Below are 14,496 nucleotides of genomic sequence, written 5' to 3'. Positions count from 1 at the left end.
TTTAACAACAGCTAACAGCTTCACCCCAACTCATAATTCATAACTTATAACTCATAATTATTCAATTGGCCTTCACCCGGCCATCAACCTTCCCTTCTACGGGCTTGCCTTCCTTGGTGAGCAGGCGGATGTGGTCGGCAATGGCATTGCGGAGCAGGATGTTGGTGTGGCGGGGCGTGATAGACTTGAAGAACACCATGTTGTCGCCGCCGCTGGCGAGGTAGTCGGAAATGGCAATGGGCCAGAGCCGCTCCTGGTTGACGTCGAACAGCTGGTCGCCGATTTTGATGTCTTTGGGCATGCCGTCGAAGGTGACGGTGTAGGTGGCGCCGGAAATACCCATTTTGATGCGGGCGGCGTAGTCGAAGAGCTGCTGCACAACGGGGCCGGGCGCGTCGAGCACCACGATTTCATTTTCGAAGGGCATGAGCTCGAAGATGTTGCCCATCGTGACGGGGCCGGCGGGCAGGGCCGAGCGCAGGCCGCCGTTGGTCATCACGCCCAGCGCGACGGGCTGGCCCAGGGCCTGGCTGGCGCGGGTGCGCTGCAGGTCGGCCACGAAATTGCCGAGCGGCGACTCGCCGGGGTTTTTGCGGATTTCGGTGGGGGCCTGGCCCAGCACCTCGGTCATCTGGGCCGTCACTTTGTCGTGGTAGGGCGCGATGAGGGCGGCAATGACGGGGTCCTCGGCCTGGGTTTTACTAACCCCTTGGCTGGTAGTCGGTACAAAGTGGGCCGTGGCCGTGTAGGGCGCGCGCTGGCAGGCCGTGGCCAGGACCAGCAGCACGAGTAGCGCGCCCCGGCGATAGCGCAATGAATCAAACAGGACCATGCTTAGGGTAGGTGACGAGTTATTATTTAAACAAGGTGTATCCCAAAAGGCCTTGCACAGTCGTGTTGTTCGTACTGACACGCCCATTCGTGACGAAGTCGGAGATAAGACCTTTAGTCTGCTCATAGCGCAGCTGCGCGGTAAAATGATGACCGGATGCCTGATGAAGCTGCACGCCTAGTCCGACCAGCCACCCTCCTTCGTATTCAGTACCGGGCTTGAACAACGGTTTCGTTTCGGGGGGATAATTATAGGGCGCGGCGTAGTAGGTGACATATTCATTGCGGTGTTGCTTTAGCACCAGCTTAAAAGTGCCGCCAGCTTCTACGAAGGGGCGCAAACGTCCCCGGCCAACTTCGTAACGCAGCACCAGGGGTGTGCGCAGCGTACTGATTTCGTAGGCCATTGTGTAGCGGGCATCGCTGGGCGGGCTGCCCGGGCGGGCGGTTTCGGCCCCGGTGTAGCTGCTGCGTTGATACAGCACGCCCACATATCCCCAGAGGCGCGGGCTCAGCCGGCGGGAATTATACCCCAACTGCAGCCCGGCAATGGGTGATGCCGCCGCCCGCAGTGAGGTGTTCAGATAAGCAATTGTCGAGATGTGGCTCAATTGCAGCTGCTGGCTCATGCCAATTCCGGCCACCACATCGAGCCGGGTAGATACATTACGTTCTGACAGTTGAGCAACCGCAGTAGCCGGAGCCACACAGGCGTTGTATTGCTGCACGATACGGGTGAAGGCATCTTCGCTGAAACCAAGTTTCGGCACTTTGGCCGTCACGGCCGGGCAATCGGCAAAGGCCACCGTCAGCGTTTGCTGATATTGCTTGATTACCTGTGTAAATGCCTGGCCATTTACTTCTACCCGGCGCTGCAGCTGGACTAGCTCCGCCAGCGGCTTGCTCATGCTGGGAAAAGGCGGCTGCAGCTGTAGAAAGAAATGGCCCTTGCCCTCGTTATCCAGCCCGTAGAGCAGCGACGCCTTGCCCGCCACCAGCACTTCCATGAAGCGCAGCACAGTTACCGAATCGGTTTCGGTGCGGGCCAGGCGGGCCCGCCGAAACGCCGGGCCCGCGCTCAGGCCGTAGCCTAGTAGCTGGTTGGGCTCAAAAGAGGTAGCTGGTGCCGTCGGGCTGGTCCGAAACACACATTCGCGCTGAGCCCGCTGCTTGCCCTGCTGCCGCACCTGCCCCCGGGCGGTGTCGCCGGCGGGGCGAATGAGGTAGCCGGGCTGGAAATCGTCCTGGGCCTGGGCTTGGGCCGGCCGGCCCAACAGCAGTAACACAAAGCCTAGCATGCCCAGGTGTAGTTTATTCGGCATTGTATGGATTAGTGGCGGGATAATTCGAACCACGAAGATAAGACAGCCGCTGCGGCCGGGTGTCGGGCGGTGGCTGGCCGGGTTCCCGGCCCCGGCGGTATCTTTCGGTCCGTTTTGTTCCCGCCTCATGTCTGATACGTCTGCCGCTGCGCCCGTTTCCTTTTCCGAATTTCCGGCCGTGACCACGGCCGAGTGGCAGGCCCGCCTCACTCGCGACCTCAAGGGCCAGGACCCCGCCACGCTGCGCTGGCCCCTGCCCGACGGCTTCGCGCTGGAGCCCTTTTACCACCGGGAGGCCCTGGCCACGCTGCCCCACGAGCCCCAACCCCTGGGCCACCCGCTCACGCCCTGGCTCAACGTGCCCACCCTGCACGTGCCCGCCGACACCGACGGCCACCCCCAAATAGCCCAGGCCGCCGAGGCCCTGCTGAAAGGCGCCGACGGCATTCATTTCGAGCTGGCTACCACCGGCAGCTTCGACGTGGCGTACCTGGCGGCCACGCTGCCGCTGGCCAGCACCTTCGTTGCCTACACCGTCACCGAGGGGCCCGACAAGCTCCTGACCAGCCTCATCACCAACGCGCCCGGCACGGCCCTGCGCGGCTTTCTGCGCTTCTGCCCCAGCGGCGAGCCCGAGGGCGCCGAAGGCTCGCTCTACCAAAGCACCCTGCGGCGCTGCGTGGTGCTCACCCGCGCCATGCCCGACTTCCGGGCCCTGGCCATCAACGGCGCCTACTTTGGCAACCGCGGCTCCACCCCTACCCAGCAGGTGGCCTTTAGCCTGAACACGGCCGCCGCGCTGCTCAGCGAGCTGCCGAATGCGGAAGTGTCGCTGGAAGAAGTAGCCCGGACGATGCACGTGCACCTGGCCATTCTGCCCATCTACTTCCAGCAGATTGCCAAGCTGCGGGCCTTCCGCCGGCTGTGGGCCACGCTGCTGCACGCCTTCGGGCTGCCGACCGAGGTGGCCCGGGAGCTGCGCCTGCACGCCGTCACTTCTACCTGGACGCTCACCACCCTCGACCCGCACACCAACCTGCTGCGCCACACCACCGAGGCCATGAGCGCCGTGCTCGGCGGGGCCGACTCCTTGAGCGTGGCCCCCTTCGATGCGCTGTTTGCCGAGCCCAACGACTTCTCGGCCCGGCTGGCGCGCAACCTCTCCATCATGCTGCGCGAGGAAAGCCACCTGGGCCAGGTGCAGGACCCGGCCGCTGGCTCCTACTACATCGAAACCTTCACCGACCAGCTGGCCCGCGAGGCCTGGACCACCTTCCAGCGCCTGGAGGCGGCCGGCGGCCTGCCTAAGGTGCGCGGCCAGATGCTGGAGGAAATCCGCGAAACGGCCAACGCCACATTTCGCCGCATTGCCAGCGGCCAGCAGGTGGTGGTGGGCACCAACAAATTCCAGAACCGCGACGAGCACTTCAGCTTCCACCCCAAGAAGCTGCTGCGCTCGGCCACCTTCGACACCACCCGGGCGGCTTACCCCACCGAGGTGCTGCGCCTGGCCACGGCCATGCACTTCGAGCGCCGCGAGCGCAAGAGCAAGCGCGCCGCCGTGGTGCTGCTGGGCGCCAATACCAACCAGATTATCCTCGACAATTTCCTGCGCACCCTGAATCAGGAGGAGCAGCCCGAAATTGCCGCCAGCCACCCGGCCGGCACGCTGTCGCTGCTGTTTTCCTCGCCCGAGGAGGCCACGCTGATGTACGCCACGCCCGAGCAGTTCCGCAAGTTTGCCCGCTTCATCTTCCAGATTCCGAACGACAAGCAGCACTTCATTCCGCCGGTGCTGCTCACCTCCGACCTCGCCACCATGCAGGAGGCCGTGCGGGTATTCGGCTTTCAGGAAATGAAGGTGCAGGGGTATTCGACGGAGGAAGTTTTGGCCCGTTTACAAGGAAGGTAACCGGAGAAAACAGAACGTCATCCTGAGCGACGAAGGAGCGAAAGGACCTCGCCCGCGCCGGTTGCAGCACTAATTAATTACTACCCCAACGAAGCGGGCGAGGTCCTTTCGCCTCCCTTCGGTCGGCTCAGGATGACGTTCTTTTCTGACCGCCTCCGCCCCCTTTCCCATGCGTCCCGACTTCTCCACCATCCCCTACAACGCCGCCCACCCCGCCGCCCCGGCGGCGGCCACCACGGCGCCCACCCTTACCCCCGAGGGCATCGACCTGAAGCCTACCTACACGGCTGCCGATGTGGCCAACCTCGACCACCTGGGCTTCGGCGCGGGGCAGGCGCCCTACCTGCGCGGGCCCTACGCCAGCATGTACGTGCAGAATCCCTGGACCATCCGGCAGTACGCGGGCTTCAGCACGGCCGAGGAATCGAACGCCTTTTACCGGCGCAACCTGGCGGGCGGGCAGAAGGGCCTGAGCGTGGCCTTTGACCTGGCCACCCACCGGGGCTACGACTCGGACCATCCCCGCGTGGTGGGCGACGTGGGCAAGGCCGGCGTGGCCATCGACTCGGTGGAGGACATGAAAATCCTCTTCGACCAGATTCCTCTGGACCAGATGTCGGTGTCGATGACCATGAACGGGGCGGTGCTGCCGGTGCTGGCCTTTTACATCGTGGCGGCCGAGGAGCAGGGCGTGGGGCCCGAGAAACTGGCGGGCACCATTCAGAACGACATTCTGAAGGAGTTCATGGTGCGCAACACCTACATCTACCCGCCCCTGCCGAGCATGCGCATCATCGCCGATATTTTCAGCTACACGGCGGCACACATGCCCAAGTTCAACTCGATTTCTATCTCGGGCTACCACATGCAGGAGGCCGGCGCCACCGCCGACCTGGAGCTGGCCTACACCTTGGCCGACGGCCTCGAATACGTGCGCGCCGGCCTGGCGGCGGGCATGAAAATCGATGAGTTCGCCCCGCGCCTGTCGTTTTTCTGGGCCATCGGCATGAACCACTTCATGGAAATTGCCAAGCTGCGCGCCGGCCGCCTGCTGTGGGCCAAGCTCATTCAGCAGTTCAACCCCGCCAACCCTAAGAGCCTGGCCCTGCGCACGCACTGCCAGACTTCGGGCTACTCCCTCACCGAGCAGGACCCCTTCAACAACGTGGCCCGCACGGCCATTGAGGCGCTGGCGGCCGCGCTGGGCGGCACCCAAAGCCTGCACACCAACGCCCTCGACGAGGCCATTGCCCTGCCTACCGACTTCTCGGCCCGCATTGCCCGCAACACCCAGCTCTACCTCCAGCACGAAACCGACATCACCCGCGTGGTGGACCCCTGGGGCGGCTCCTACTACGTCGAAACCCTCACCCACGAGCTGGCTAACAAGGCGTGGGCCCTCATCCAGGAGGTGGAGGAGTTGGGCGGCATGGCCAAGGCCATCGAAACCGGCCTGCCCAAGCTGCGCATCGAGGAGGCTGCCGCCCGCAAGCAGGCCCGCATCGACTCGGGCAAGGAAATCATCGTGGGCGTAAATAAATACCGCCCCTCCGAAGAGCAGGAAATTGAGGTGCTCGACATCGACAACGATGCCGTGCGCGAAAGCCAGGTGGCGCGGCTGAAGCAGATTCGGGCCACGCGCGATGAGGCGGCGGTGCAGGCGGCCCTCAAAGCCCTCACCGAAGCCGCCGGGGAGAATTATGAGTTAAAAGTTATGAGTTATGAGTTGGAAGGAGCAGCCGCCAGCGCCTCACCCGAGCCAACTCATAACTCAAAACTCATAACTCATAACTTACTCGCCCTGGCCGTCACCGCCGCCCGCCACCGCGCCACCCTGGGCGAAATCTCCGATGCCCTCGAAGCCGTGTATGGCCGCCACCAGGCCACCACGCGCACCGTCTCGGGCGTGTATAGCAGCGAAATGGACTACGACCAGGAATTTGCCAACGCCCGCGCTGCCGCCGAGGACTTCGCGGCCCGCGAAGGCCGCCGCCCCCGCATGATGGTGGCCAAAATGGGCCAGGACGGCCACGACCGCGGCGCCAAAATCATCGCCACCAGCTTCGCCGACGTGGGCTTCGACGTGGACATTGCCCCCCTCTTCCAAACCCCCGCCGAAGTAGCCCGCCAGGCCGCCGAAAACGACGTGCACGTGGTGGGCGTGAGCAGCCTCGCCGCCGGCCACAAAACCCTGCTGCCCCAGCTCCTGGCCGAGCTCCGGGAGCTGGGCCGCCCCGATATTCTGGTCATCGCCGGCGGGGTGATTCCGGCCCAGGACTACCAGTTTCTGTACGAGGCCGGGGTGGCCGGCGTGTACGGCCCCGGCACGGTGATAGCGCGGGCGGCGCAGGAGATACTGGGGAAGCTGGGGGAGTAGTTAATGGGGACCAAAATGCAGTTGAGCACATCCTCTTTTCCGTTCGAAGTTTCAACCACCGACGACCAGGAACTGCCTTACCAGTTGCTAGCCAAGTTTGACGAGCCGGCGCTAGCCGCATACCGTGCCCTTTCTGACAAGTACAGCCGAGAAGACTACCGGGTGTCATTGGTCGATGCAACCGTTCTCATCATTGAAGACCGAGCCGCCGAACTGCTAGGCAGCTTGGAATTTGACGAGGAAGGCTATTGGCTGGATATGTATGTTGAAACTGAAGCGGCGCTTCAGCTTTTTATCTCGGCCATCTGCCCCGTTTTTCAAGACCCTGCGCTGCTTGAAACATACATTCGGCGGGTAGCAGATGGATACAAATACTAGCTCGACACCTTCGACAAGCGGCCCGCCCCACCCGGCGGGCCGCTTGCGTTTTAACTTGGCGGTGAAATAGCCTTCTCTTCGCCCGCCGCCATGTCGCTCTTCACCACCCTCGACCACCTCAAAGCCGACCTCGACGCCCTGCGCCCCCTCGCGCCGGAGCAGGAGCAGCGGGTGCTGCAAAAGTTTCGGCTGGAATGGAACTACAACTCCAACGCCATCGAGGGCAACTCGCTGACGCTGGGCGAAACCCGCTCGCTGCTGCTGCACGGCCTCACGGCGGCCGGCAAGCCCATGCGCGACCACCTCGACATCAAGGGGCACAACGAGGCCGTGCTGTGGCTCGAAGATTTCGTGCGCGACGACCGGCCGTTGACGGAGCAATTCATTCGGGGCATGCACGAGGTGCTGCTGGGCGAAGCCTACTATGCGCCTGCCCAAACCGCCACCGGCCAATCGACCCGCAAGATGATTGTGCCCGGCCAATACAAGCAGCAGCCCAACAACGTGCTCACCGCTACCGGCGAGATGTTTTACTTCGCCAGCCCCGAGGAAACTCCGGCGCGCATGATGGACCTCGTGGACTGGTACCGGCAGGAAGAAGCCGCTCCTACGATGCACCCCGTGGCCCTGGCCGCTGAGTTTCATTACCGCTTCGTGCGCATTCACCCCTTCGACGATGGCAACGGCCGCATGTCGCGCCTGCTGATGAATCTTATTCTCATGCGCCACGGCTACCCGATGACCGTCATCCAGGCCACCGACCGCAACCGCTACCTCGCCGCCCTCGCCGCCGCCGATGCCGGCGACCCCGAGCCTTTCCTGCGCTTCATCATCGAAAACGTGGAAGCCGGCCTGCGGCTGATGATTCGCGCCGCCAAAGGCGAATCCATTGACGAGCCCGACGACCTGGACAAGAAGCTGGCGCTACTGAAAAAGCAGGTGTTGATGCGGGAGGACGTAGTCACAATGACTTGGAACACGGAAACGCAGACTATTATATGGGACAAGCTAATAGAATTTTGGCTTACAGACCTAATGTCTGAATTGGTAAGGTTTGATGAGCTCTTTTTGAGAACAGAGATACTATTTTCATATCCTGACCTTACGCCTAAAAGAATAACACATAATGATACACCAACAGAAAAACGCTTTATTTCTAATGCAAATCGAAAGTTTGACGGGGCTATAACCATTGCGAAGGAAGCAATGTCAACTGAACCTAAGCAATTACTCACTGAATGCAGGTTTTCTGTTTATTGGTTAGAATTCAGAATACTTGAAAAGATGTTCAATTTCCACATCTCGCTTGAACTTGAATTTGACAGACACGGATTTGATGCCTTTTACAATATCGTGCAAACAGGTGTTCGTAACCCCAATAGTGCTAACAGAAAAAATTTACTTAATAGCTTGTACAAGCCCGAATACGACCTTGCCTACATCAAAGCCCTCAACCACCAGCTCGCCACCAAAGTCTACGACTTCATCGCCGCCAAGGTAGCCGAAGCCGACTCCCCCCCCAGCTAAGCCCCCGGCCCGCCCCACCCGGCGGGCCGGTTGCCTTCCGCCCCCCGCCCCCGCCGCTTCTAGGGCGGTTGGCGCCGCCTCTACCCCTCTTCCCGCCATCTCTCCGCCCCTTAACGCCATCTCTAAGCTCGTTAACGCTGGCGGGAAGAAGCGTAGAGATGGCGTTAAGGGGCGTAGAGATGGCGTTAACGAGCTTAGAGATGGCGTTAACAGACGTAGAGACGGCGCTAACGGGCGGAGAGACGACGGGAAGAGGGGTAGAGATGGGCAGGGTTTGGAGAGTTGGGAAATAAGCGCTACTATTGCTGCTGTATTTTCTCACCCAAACCCCTTACGCTCATGGCAGATGAACAACCCCTGAACCGAATTTACGGCGGTTCTGACGACGATATGCGGCAGCGCCAGCGCACCATGCGCCAGCACTACCTCGACAATGCGGACACGTTCGCCTCTTTCAACCCCGAAGTCTTCACCGACGACTACGCCGCCAAATGGGAAGCCGCCCAGGAAGCCGCCGAAACGGCCGACTCGGCCACGGTGCGCGCCGGCACCCTCAAGGAGGATACCCAGGAGGTAAAGGCCGAGATGGAAAAGGCCCGCAAGCTGGTGCAGCGCCTGTTTTACACCGTGGGCCAGGCCTGGCCAAAGAATGTGGGCCGCCTGAACCAGTACGGCAAAAACCGCTACGAGCGCGACCGCGACAGCCACGACGGCATGATAACCCTGCTCGACCTGGCCCACGACGCCGCCAGCCGCCCCGCCGATGCGCTGCAACTAGCCAAGTACGGCTGGAAGGACACCGACACCAAAGACCTCGACGCCCAGGGCGAGGCCCTCACCACCGCCAACACCACCCAGGAAAGCCAGAAAGGCACCGGCGTGGAGCAGGGCCAGGGCTACATCGGCCAGCAGAATGCCCTCTACCGCTTCGGCCAGCAGGCCAGCCTGGGCTCCAAGACGCTGTTTGCCGACGACTTTGCCAAGCGCCAGCTCTTCGACCTGAGCCCGCCCGACGGCGACGACGACGAAGACCACGAGCTCACCGTGCAGCCCGGCCGGCAGAAAAGCGTGCTCTTCACCACGCCCCTCGATGGCGTGGCCGGCCTGCGCCTGCTGCTGAGCAAGCCCCGGCCCGGCATGCAGGCCGAAGTGGGCCGCGTGCGCCAGGCCGACCAAACGCCCTCCGAGGTGGTGGCCCTGGTGCCCGAGCAGCGCAGCCGCGACGTGCTGGCCGCCGACCTCGGCCCCGCCGGCCAGTACCTGGTGGTGCGCAACACCGGCGCGCACCCCGTGCGCGTGGTGCTGCGGGTGCTGGAAGACTAAGCCTGCGGTAGGCAATGGCGTGGTCGTACGAATTCCCCGCAGGGGTTCGTACGACCACTTTGTCGTTAGAGCCGCTTGTTCAACGTCAGAGTGGTCGTACGAACCCCTGCGGGGAATTCGTACGACCACCCCGTGTTACTCCTTCACGAAGCGCCGCACCTGCCGGCCGGTGGGCGTGTGCAGCACCGCCAGGTAGCTGCCGGCCGGCAGCCCGGCCAGGGGCAGCGTGGTGGTGGCGGTGGCCAGCGTGTGCTGCGCCACGGGGCGGCCCAGGGCATCGCAGAGGGTGAGGCTGGCCCCGGCGGGGCCGCTGATGGTGAGCGGCCCGCTGGCGCGGGTGGGAAAGACCTCGAACGCGGCGGCCGCCGCCGGGGTGGCGGCCAGGGGCCGGCCGCTGGCGTTGGGCGTGAGGGTGAGCTCGGAGAAGGCCAGGCGGCCGCCCTGGGTGGCGCTGGTGCTCACGTCCTGCACGTAGGCGCCGGCGGCGAAGCGCACGGGCAGGGTTTTCCAGGGCGTGGGCACCAGCACCGACCAGCTCACGGTGCCGGCGGCCGAGGGCGGCGGCAGGCTGGGGTCGGGGGTGGCATCGGCGCAGCTGGCGGCCACGTAGATGCGGTTGCCGTCGGTGCGCAGCTTGTAGACCAGCTTTTTGGTGAGGGCCACGTTGGTAAACAGCGTTTGCTGCACCGTGCCGGTGTTGCCGCTGGTGGTGCCCTTCACCACGATGAATAGTTGGCCGTTGCGGACGTGCAGCATCACGAAGGGGGCGCTGCTGTAGTCGGTCACGACGCCGTTTTCGGTCACCTTGCCGCCGTGAATCTGGCCGATGATGATGTCGCCGGTGCTGGGCGGATACTGCAGCACCTGGGCGCGGGCAAAGAGCGTACCGCCGCGGTTGATGCGCCAGCCGCCATTCTCCAGCAGCTCGGTGCGCGGGTGGTCGGAGCCCGCGCCGGGCGAGGTGGTGGCCCCGTTGCTGGGGCACCAGAACTGCACGGTGGGCGTGGTGCCGGCCACGGTTTTGAAATACGAGGTGTGGGCATAGCCCGCCACCAGCTGGCTATTGCCGATGCTGATGGCCGCGCCGGTGGTGCCGCCGTTGCTATCCACGGGCAGCGTGAGCTTCCAGCTGCTCAGGTCGAGCACCTGATGGGGCGTTTGGGCAGGCGCCAGCGTGGCGCCCGCCAGGCCGAGGGCCAGGAGGGTAAGGGTTTTCATGCGCGCATGAACGGAGGTTGGGTGGGAAAAAAGCAAGGGTATCGGCCGCAAGTGTACACCCCGGCGCCCCTCGTTGTCAAGCCAATGCCCTAATGTTATGCCTTGATTTTCAAGACAACGTTACCGGTAACGTTATCTTGGGAAAAATAAAGTTGGAGGGGGTGGGTGCCCTGTCATGCTGAACGCAGTGAAGCATCTTATCAGGTTCGAACGAAATCGTTGAGGCGTGAGCGGATGCTTCACTGCGTTCAGCATGACAGGCGTTTTCATATCTTGCCCCATTACTTCCCTTTGCGTCGCGCCATGTTCCTCCTCGCCCAAGTCCTCATTGGCCTCGTCATCCTCATTCACGGCTACATCGTGTGGCTGGAGATGTTTGCCTGGACCACCCACGGCCCCCAGGTCTTCCGCTCGCTGCGGCCCGAATTGTTTCCGCCCACCAAAACCCTGGCCGGCAACCAGGGGCTGTATAATGGCTTTCTGGTGGCCGGGCTGGTGTGGGCTTTGCTGATTGCGGACCCCGCGTGGCAGCGCCACGTGGCCACGTTTTTCCTGGGCTGCGTGGCGGTGGCGGGGCTGTATGGGGCGGCCACGGCGGGCCGGCGCATTTTGCTGGTGCAGACGGTGCCGGCGGCGCTGGCGCTGGCGGCCGTGTGGTTGAGTATGCGCTAAGCGGGCCGGCGGGGTTATTTTTGGGCTGTGAACCCCTCCCCTGTCCAGTATTTCCGCAACGCGGCGGCCGTTATTTCCTACGCGCCCGCTGGCTACATCCGCCTCGAATGGCAGCCCGTGGCCAGCACCGCCACCGAGCTGCGCGCCATCTACGAGCACGTGGTGCGGGCCATGCAGCACCACCACGCCACGGCCCTGATGACCATCCATCACCAGCGCCCGCCCATGCCGCCCGAGGTGCAAGCCTGGCTGGCCGAGGAATGGCTGCCCCGCGCCGTGCGCGAGGTGGGCTACGGCCGCTGCGCCATCGTGGAGGCCGCCACGCCCCTGAGCCGCCTGGCCGCCCGCGCCGTGGGCGCCAACGTGACCGGCCGGCTCAACTACCAGTATTTCGACTCCGAAACGGCCGCCGATGCCTGGCTGCGCGGCTGATTACGTTCTTTGTTCTACTTCTCCTTTTCCCCAATGCGTACTTCTACCCTGCTGCTCGTCAGCCTCGGCGGGCTGCTCACGGCCTGCACCCCCGTTGCCAAGCTGGTGTTCGGCATCAAAAACCCCCGCCCCGAAACCCCGGCTACGGCCACGGCCTTTGTGCAGCAGGAGCTGCACGTGCCCACCGAGCGCACGTTTCTGGCCACCACGGCCCTGTATGCCACCCCCGGCAGCGACTCGCTGCTCTACCCCGCCCCCGGCGAGGCCCCCGGGGCCAAAGCGCCGGGCAGCGGCCGGCTTTACATCCCCATCCTGATGGCCTTCGATGGCGACGGGCGAGGCATCCGGGCCACCTTCACCGGGCAGTGCGCCACCGGCCACCCCAACCGCGTGCGCGCCGGCCTCGAGCAGTTGCCCGCCTCCTTCACGCCGGGTCTGAACCTGGCGCCGCCCGCGCTGGGCGCCTACAAGCTCAACGCCGATTTCAACTCCGTGGCCCCCTATTTCACCCGCGCCGACGGCCAGCCGCTGCGCTTCGAAACCGTGCGCAACGGCAGCCAGGCCTACATCGGCGTGTTCGGGGCCAAGTTTATGCCCAAAATAACCCAGAAGCTGCTGCGCCAGGCCGAGGAAACCGCCCGCCTGCGGCCCGACCTGCGCGTGACCATTCTGTATTTCAACTGCGACTTCACGCCCGAGTCCTACGCCGTGGCCGACAGCAAGAAGAAACCGAAATAGCCCGCCGCCGGGAACACCGGGCCAGTTAGCGGTTACGGTAGCTCACTGTTGATTCTAACCCGCATGAGCTACCCCCACGCCGTTACCCTCGCCATCTCCGACGGCACCCAGGCCCAGGCCTACACCGCTTTCCCCGACACGCCCAAGGCCCCGCGCCCGGGCATCATCTTGCTGCAGGAAGCCTTTGGCGTGAACCCGCACATCCGCAGCGTGGCCGACCGGCTGGCCCGGGCCGGCTACGTCGTCATCGCCCCCGAGCTGTACCACCGCACCGCCGCCCCCGGCCAGGAGTGGGCCTACAGCGACATTGCCAGCGCCATGCCCCATATGCAGGCCGCCACCGAAGAAAACCTCACCGCCGACCTGCAGGCCGCTCACGCCTGGCTGCTGGCCCAGGACACGGTGCTGAAAGATAAAATCGGCGCCATCGGCTTCTGCCTGGGTGGCCGGGTGGCGTTTCTGGCCAATGCCGTGCTGCCGCTGGCCGCCGCCGTGAGCTATTACGGCGGCCGCACCCACACGCTGGCCGACCGCGCCAAGGACCTGCACGCGCCGCACCTCTTCTTCTGGGGCGGGCTCGATACGCACATTCCCACCGAGCAGCGCGCGGAGGTGATTGCCGCCGTCGAGGCGGCCGGCAAGCCCTACATCAACACGGTTATTTCCTACGCCGAGCACGGGTTTAACTGCGATGCCCGGGCCAGCTACCACCCCGAAGCAGCGGCCGAGGCCTGGGCGCTGACGCTGGCGTTTCTGGGGCAGAAGCTGGGGTAGTGTTAGGTGTTAGGTGTTAGGTGTTAGGTGTTAGGTGTTAGGTGTTAGGTGTTAGGTGTTAGGTGTTAGGTGTTAGGGAACGTACGAGCCCCAATACCAAAAACCTAACACCCAAAACATATCCTGCCAATCATTTTTTTTGCCTTGTTTTTATGGACCTCCAACTCACCAACAAACTGGCCCTCGTCACGGGCTCCACGGCCGGCATCGGGCTGGCCATTGCCCGGCGCCTGGCTGCCGAGGGCGCCCGCGTCATCATCACCGGCCGCACCGAGGCCCGTCTGGCCGAGGCCAGGGCCGCCATTCTCCAGGAAACCCCGCAGGCTGAAGTGCGCGGCGTGGCCGTCGATTTCGGCCAGGCCGACGAAGTGACGAACTTGCTGAAAGAGGTGCCCCGCGTCGATATCCTCGTCAACAACGTGGGCATCTTCGAGCCCAAGCCCTTCGCCGAAATCCCCGACGAAGACTGGCTGCGCTTCTTCGAGGTGAACGTGCTGAGCGGCGTGCGCCTCGCCCGCCAGTATTTCCCGCTGATGCTGGCCCAGAACTGGGGCCGAATTCTGTTTATTTCGAGCGAATCGGCACTGCAGATTCCGCAGGAGATGATTCACTACGGCACCACCAAAACCGCCCAATTGGCCGTGGCCCGCGGCCTGGCCGAGCTTACGGCCGGCACCGCCGTCACCGTCAACTCGGTGCTGCCCGGCCCCACGGCCTCCGAGGGCGTCGAGGAGTTCCTCAAAAAGCTGGCCGGCGACGGCAAAACCCGCGAGGAAGCCGAGGCCGACTTTTTCGCCCACGCCCGGCCGTCGTCGCTGCTCAAGCGCTTCATCACGCCCGAAGAAATTGCCAACATGGTGGCATATTTGAGCAGCCCGCTGGCGGCCGCCACCAACGGCGCTTCGGTGCTGGTAGATGGCGGGGTGGTGCGGAGTATTTAAATCAGCAGAACGCAGGTAAAAAGAACGTCATCCTTTCGCCTTCGGCTCAGG

General features: G+C 63.6%; 13 protein-coding genes. 10 read left to right on the top strand and 3 right to left on the bottom strand.

Going from position 1 to position 14,496, the window contains the following annotated elements; genetic code table 11:
- Positions 1 to 61: 61 nt before the first annotated feature.
- Together Q5H93_RS17850 and Q5H93_RS17845 are read right to left on the bottom strand one after the other, a co-directional pair.
- Complete coding sequence (locus Q5H93_RS17850; RefSeq protein WP_305007991.1) at positions 62 to 832, bottom strand: 5'-nucleotidase C-terminal domain-containing protein; 771 nt, start codon at positions 830 to 832, stop codon at positions 62 to 64.
- A gap of 22 nt (positions 833 to 854) precedes the next feature.
- On the bottom strand, positions 855 to 2,153 hold the full coding sequence (locus Q5H93_RS17845) for an outer membrane beta-barrel protein (RefSeq protein WP_305007990.1): 1,299 nt from the start codon (positions 2,151 to 2,153) through the stop codon (positions 855 to 857).
- Positions 2,154 to 2,280: 127 nt separating this feature from the next.
- Between Q5H93_RS17845 and Q5H93_RS17840 the strand changes: the two genes are divergently transcribed.
- The 5 genes from Q5H93_RS17840 (at position 2,281) to Q5H93_RS17820 (ending at position 9,670) form a co-directional block, all read left to right on the top strand.
- A complete protein-coding gene (locus tag Q5H93_RS17840; RefSeq protein WP_305007989.1) occupies positions 2,281 to 4,065 on the top strand; it encodes a methylmalonyl-CoA mutase family protein in 1,785 nt (594 codons plus the stop codon).
- Between the two features lie 169 nt (positions 4,066 to 4,234).
- Complete coding sequence (gene scpA, locus Q5H93_RS17835; protein WP_305007988.1) at positions 4,235 to 6,442, top strand: methylmalonyl-CoA mutase; 2,208 nt, start codon at positions 4,235 to 4,237, stop codon at positions 6,440 to 6,442.
- 15 nt (positions 6,443 to 6,457) lie between these two features.
- A complete protein-coding gene (locus tag Q5H93_RS17830; protein ID WP_305007987.1) occupies positions 6,458 to 6,820 on the top strand; it encodes a hypothetical protein in 363 nt (120 codons plus the stop codon).
- A gap of 90 nt (positions 6,821 to 6,910) precedes the next feature.
- The gene (locus Q5H93_RS17825; RefSeq protein ID WP_305007986.1) at positions 6,911 to 8,347 is read left to right on the top strand and encodes a Fic family protein; all 1,437 of its coding nucleotides are present in this window, start codon (positions 6,911 to 6,913) and stop codon (positions 8,345 to 8,347) included.
- A 339-nt stretch (positions 8,348 to 8,686) separates the two neighbouring features.
- Positions 8,687 to 9,670: a hypothetical protein gene (locus tag Q5H93_RS17820; protein ID WP_305007985.1), complete on the top strand. Its 984-nt coding sequence runs from the start codon at positions 8,687 to 8,689 to the stop codon at positions 9,668 to 9,670.
- A gap of 135 nt (positions 9,671 to 9,805) precedes the next feature.
- Here Q5H93_RS17820 and Q5H93_RS17815 read toward each other — a convergent pair whose 3' ends face one another.
- Entirely contained in the window at positions 9,806 to 10,888 is a 1,083-nt protein-coding gene (locus Q5H93_RS17815) for a polysaccharide lyase family 7 protein (protein ID WP_305007984.1), read from the bottom strand.
- Between the two features lie 303 nt (positions 10,889 to 11,191).
- Between Q5H93_RS17815 and Q5H93_RS17810 the strand changes: the two genes are divergently transcribed.
- From Q5H93_RS17810 to Q5H93_RS17790, 5 genes are all read left to right on the top strand, one after another.
- Positions 11,192 to 11,560 (top strand): DUF1304 domain-containing protein, encoded by a 369-nt coding sequence (locus Q5H93_RS17810; protein ID WP_305007983.1) that lies wholly within the window; start codon positions 11,192 to 11,194, stop codon positions 11,558 to 11,560.
- A 27-nt stretch (positions 11,561 to 11,587) separates the two neighbouring features.
- Positions 11,588 to 11,992 (top strand): hypothetical protein, encoded by a 405-nt coding sequence (locus tag Q5H93_RS17805; RefSeq protein WP_305007982.1) that lies wholly within the window; start codon positions 11,588 to 11,590, stop codon positions 11,990 to 11,992.
- 33 nt (positions 11,993 to 12,025) lie between these two features.
- A complete protein-coding gene (locus tag Q5H93_RS17800) occupies positions 12,026 to 12,730 on the top strand; it encodes a hypothetical protein (protein ID WP_305007981.1) in 705 nt (234 codons plus the stop codon).
- Between the two features lie 63 nt (positions 12,731 to 12,793).
- Positions 12,794 to 13,504: a dienelactone hydrolase family protein gene (locus Q5H93_RS17795; protein ID WP_305007980.1), complete on the top strand. Its 711-nt coding sequence runs from the start codon at positions 12,794 to 12,796 to the stop codon at positions 13,502 to 13,504.
- Between the two features lie 152 nt (positions 13,505 to 13,656).
- Positions 13,657 to 14,445, top strand: coding sequence for an SDR family NAD(P)-dependent oxidoreductase (locus Q5H93_RS17790; protein ID WP_305007979.1), 789 nt, complete (start codon positions 13,657 to 13,659; stop codon positions 14,443 to 14,445).
- Positions 14,446 to 14,496: the final 51 nt, after the last annotated feature.

It is taken from the genome of Hymenobacter aranciens, from assembly GCF_030580865.1.
Classification (GTDB): Bacteria; Bacteroidota; Bacteroidia; order Cytophagales; family Hymenobacteraceae; genus Hymenobacter; species Hymenobacter aranciens.
Note: the sequence above shows the minus strand (reverse complement) of the source record. Positions and strands in the feature narration are given on the sequence as shown.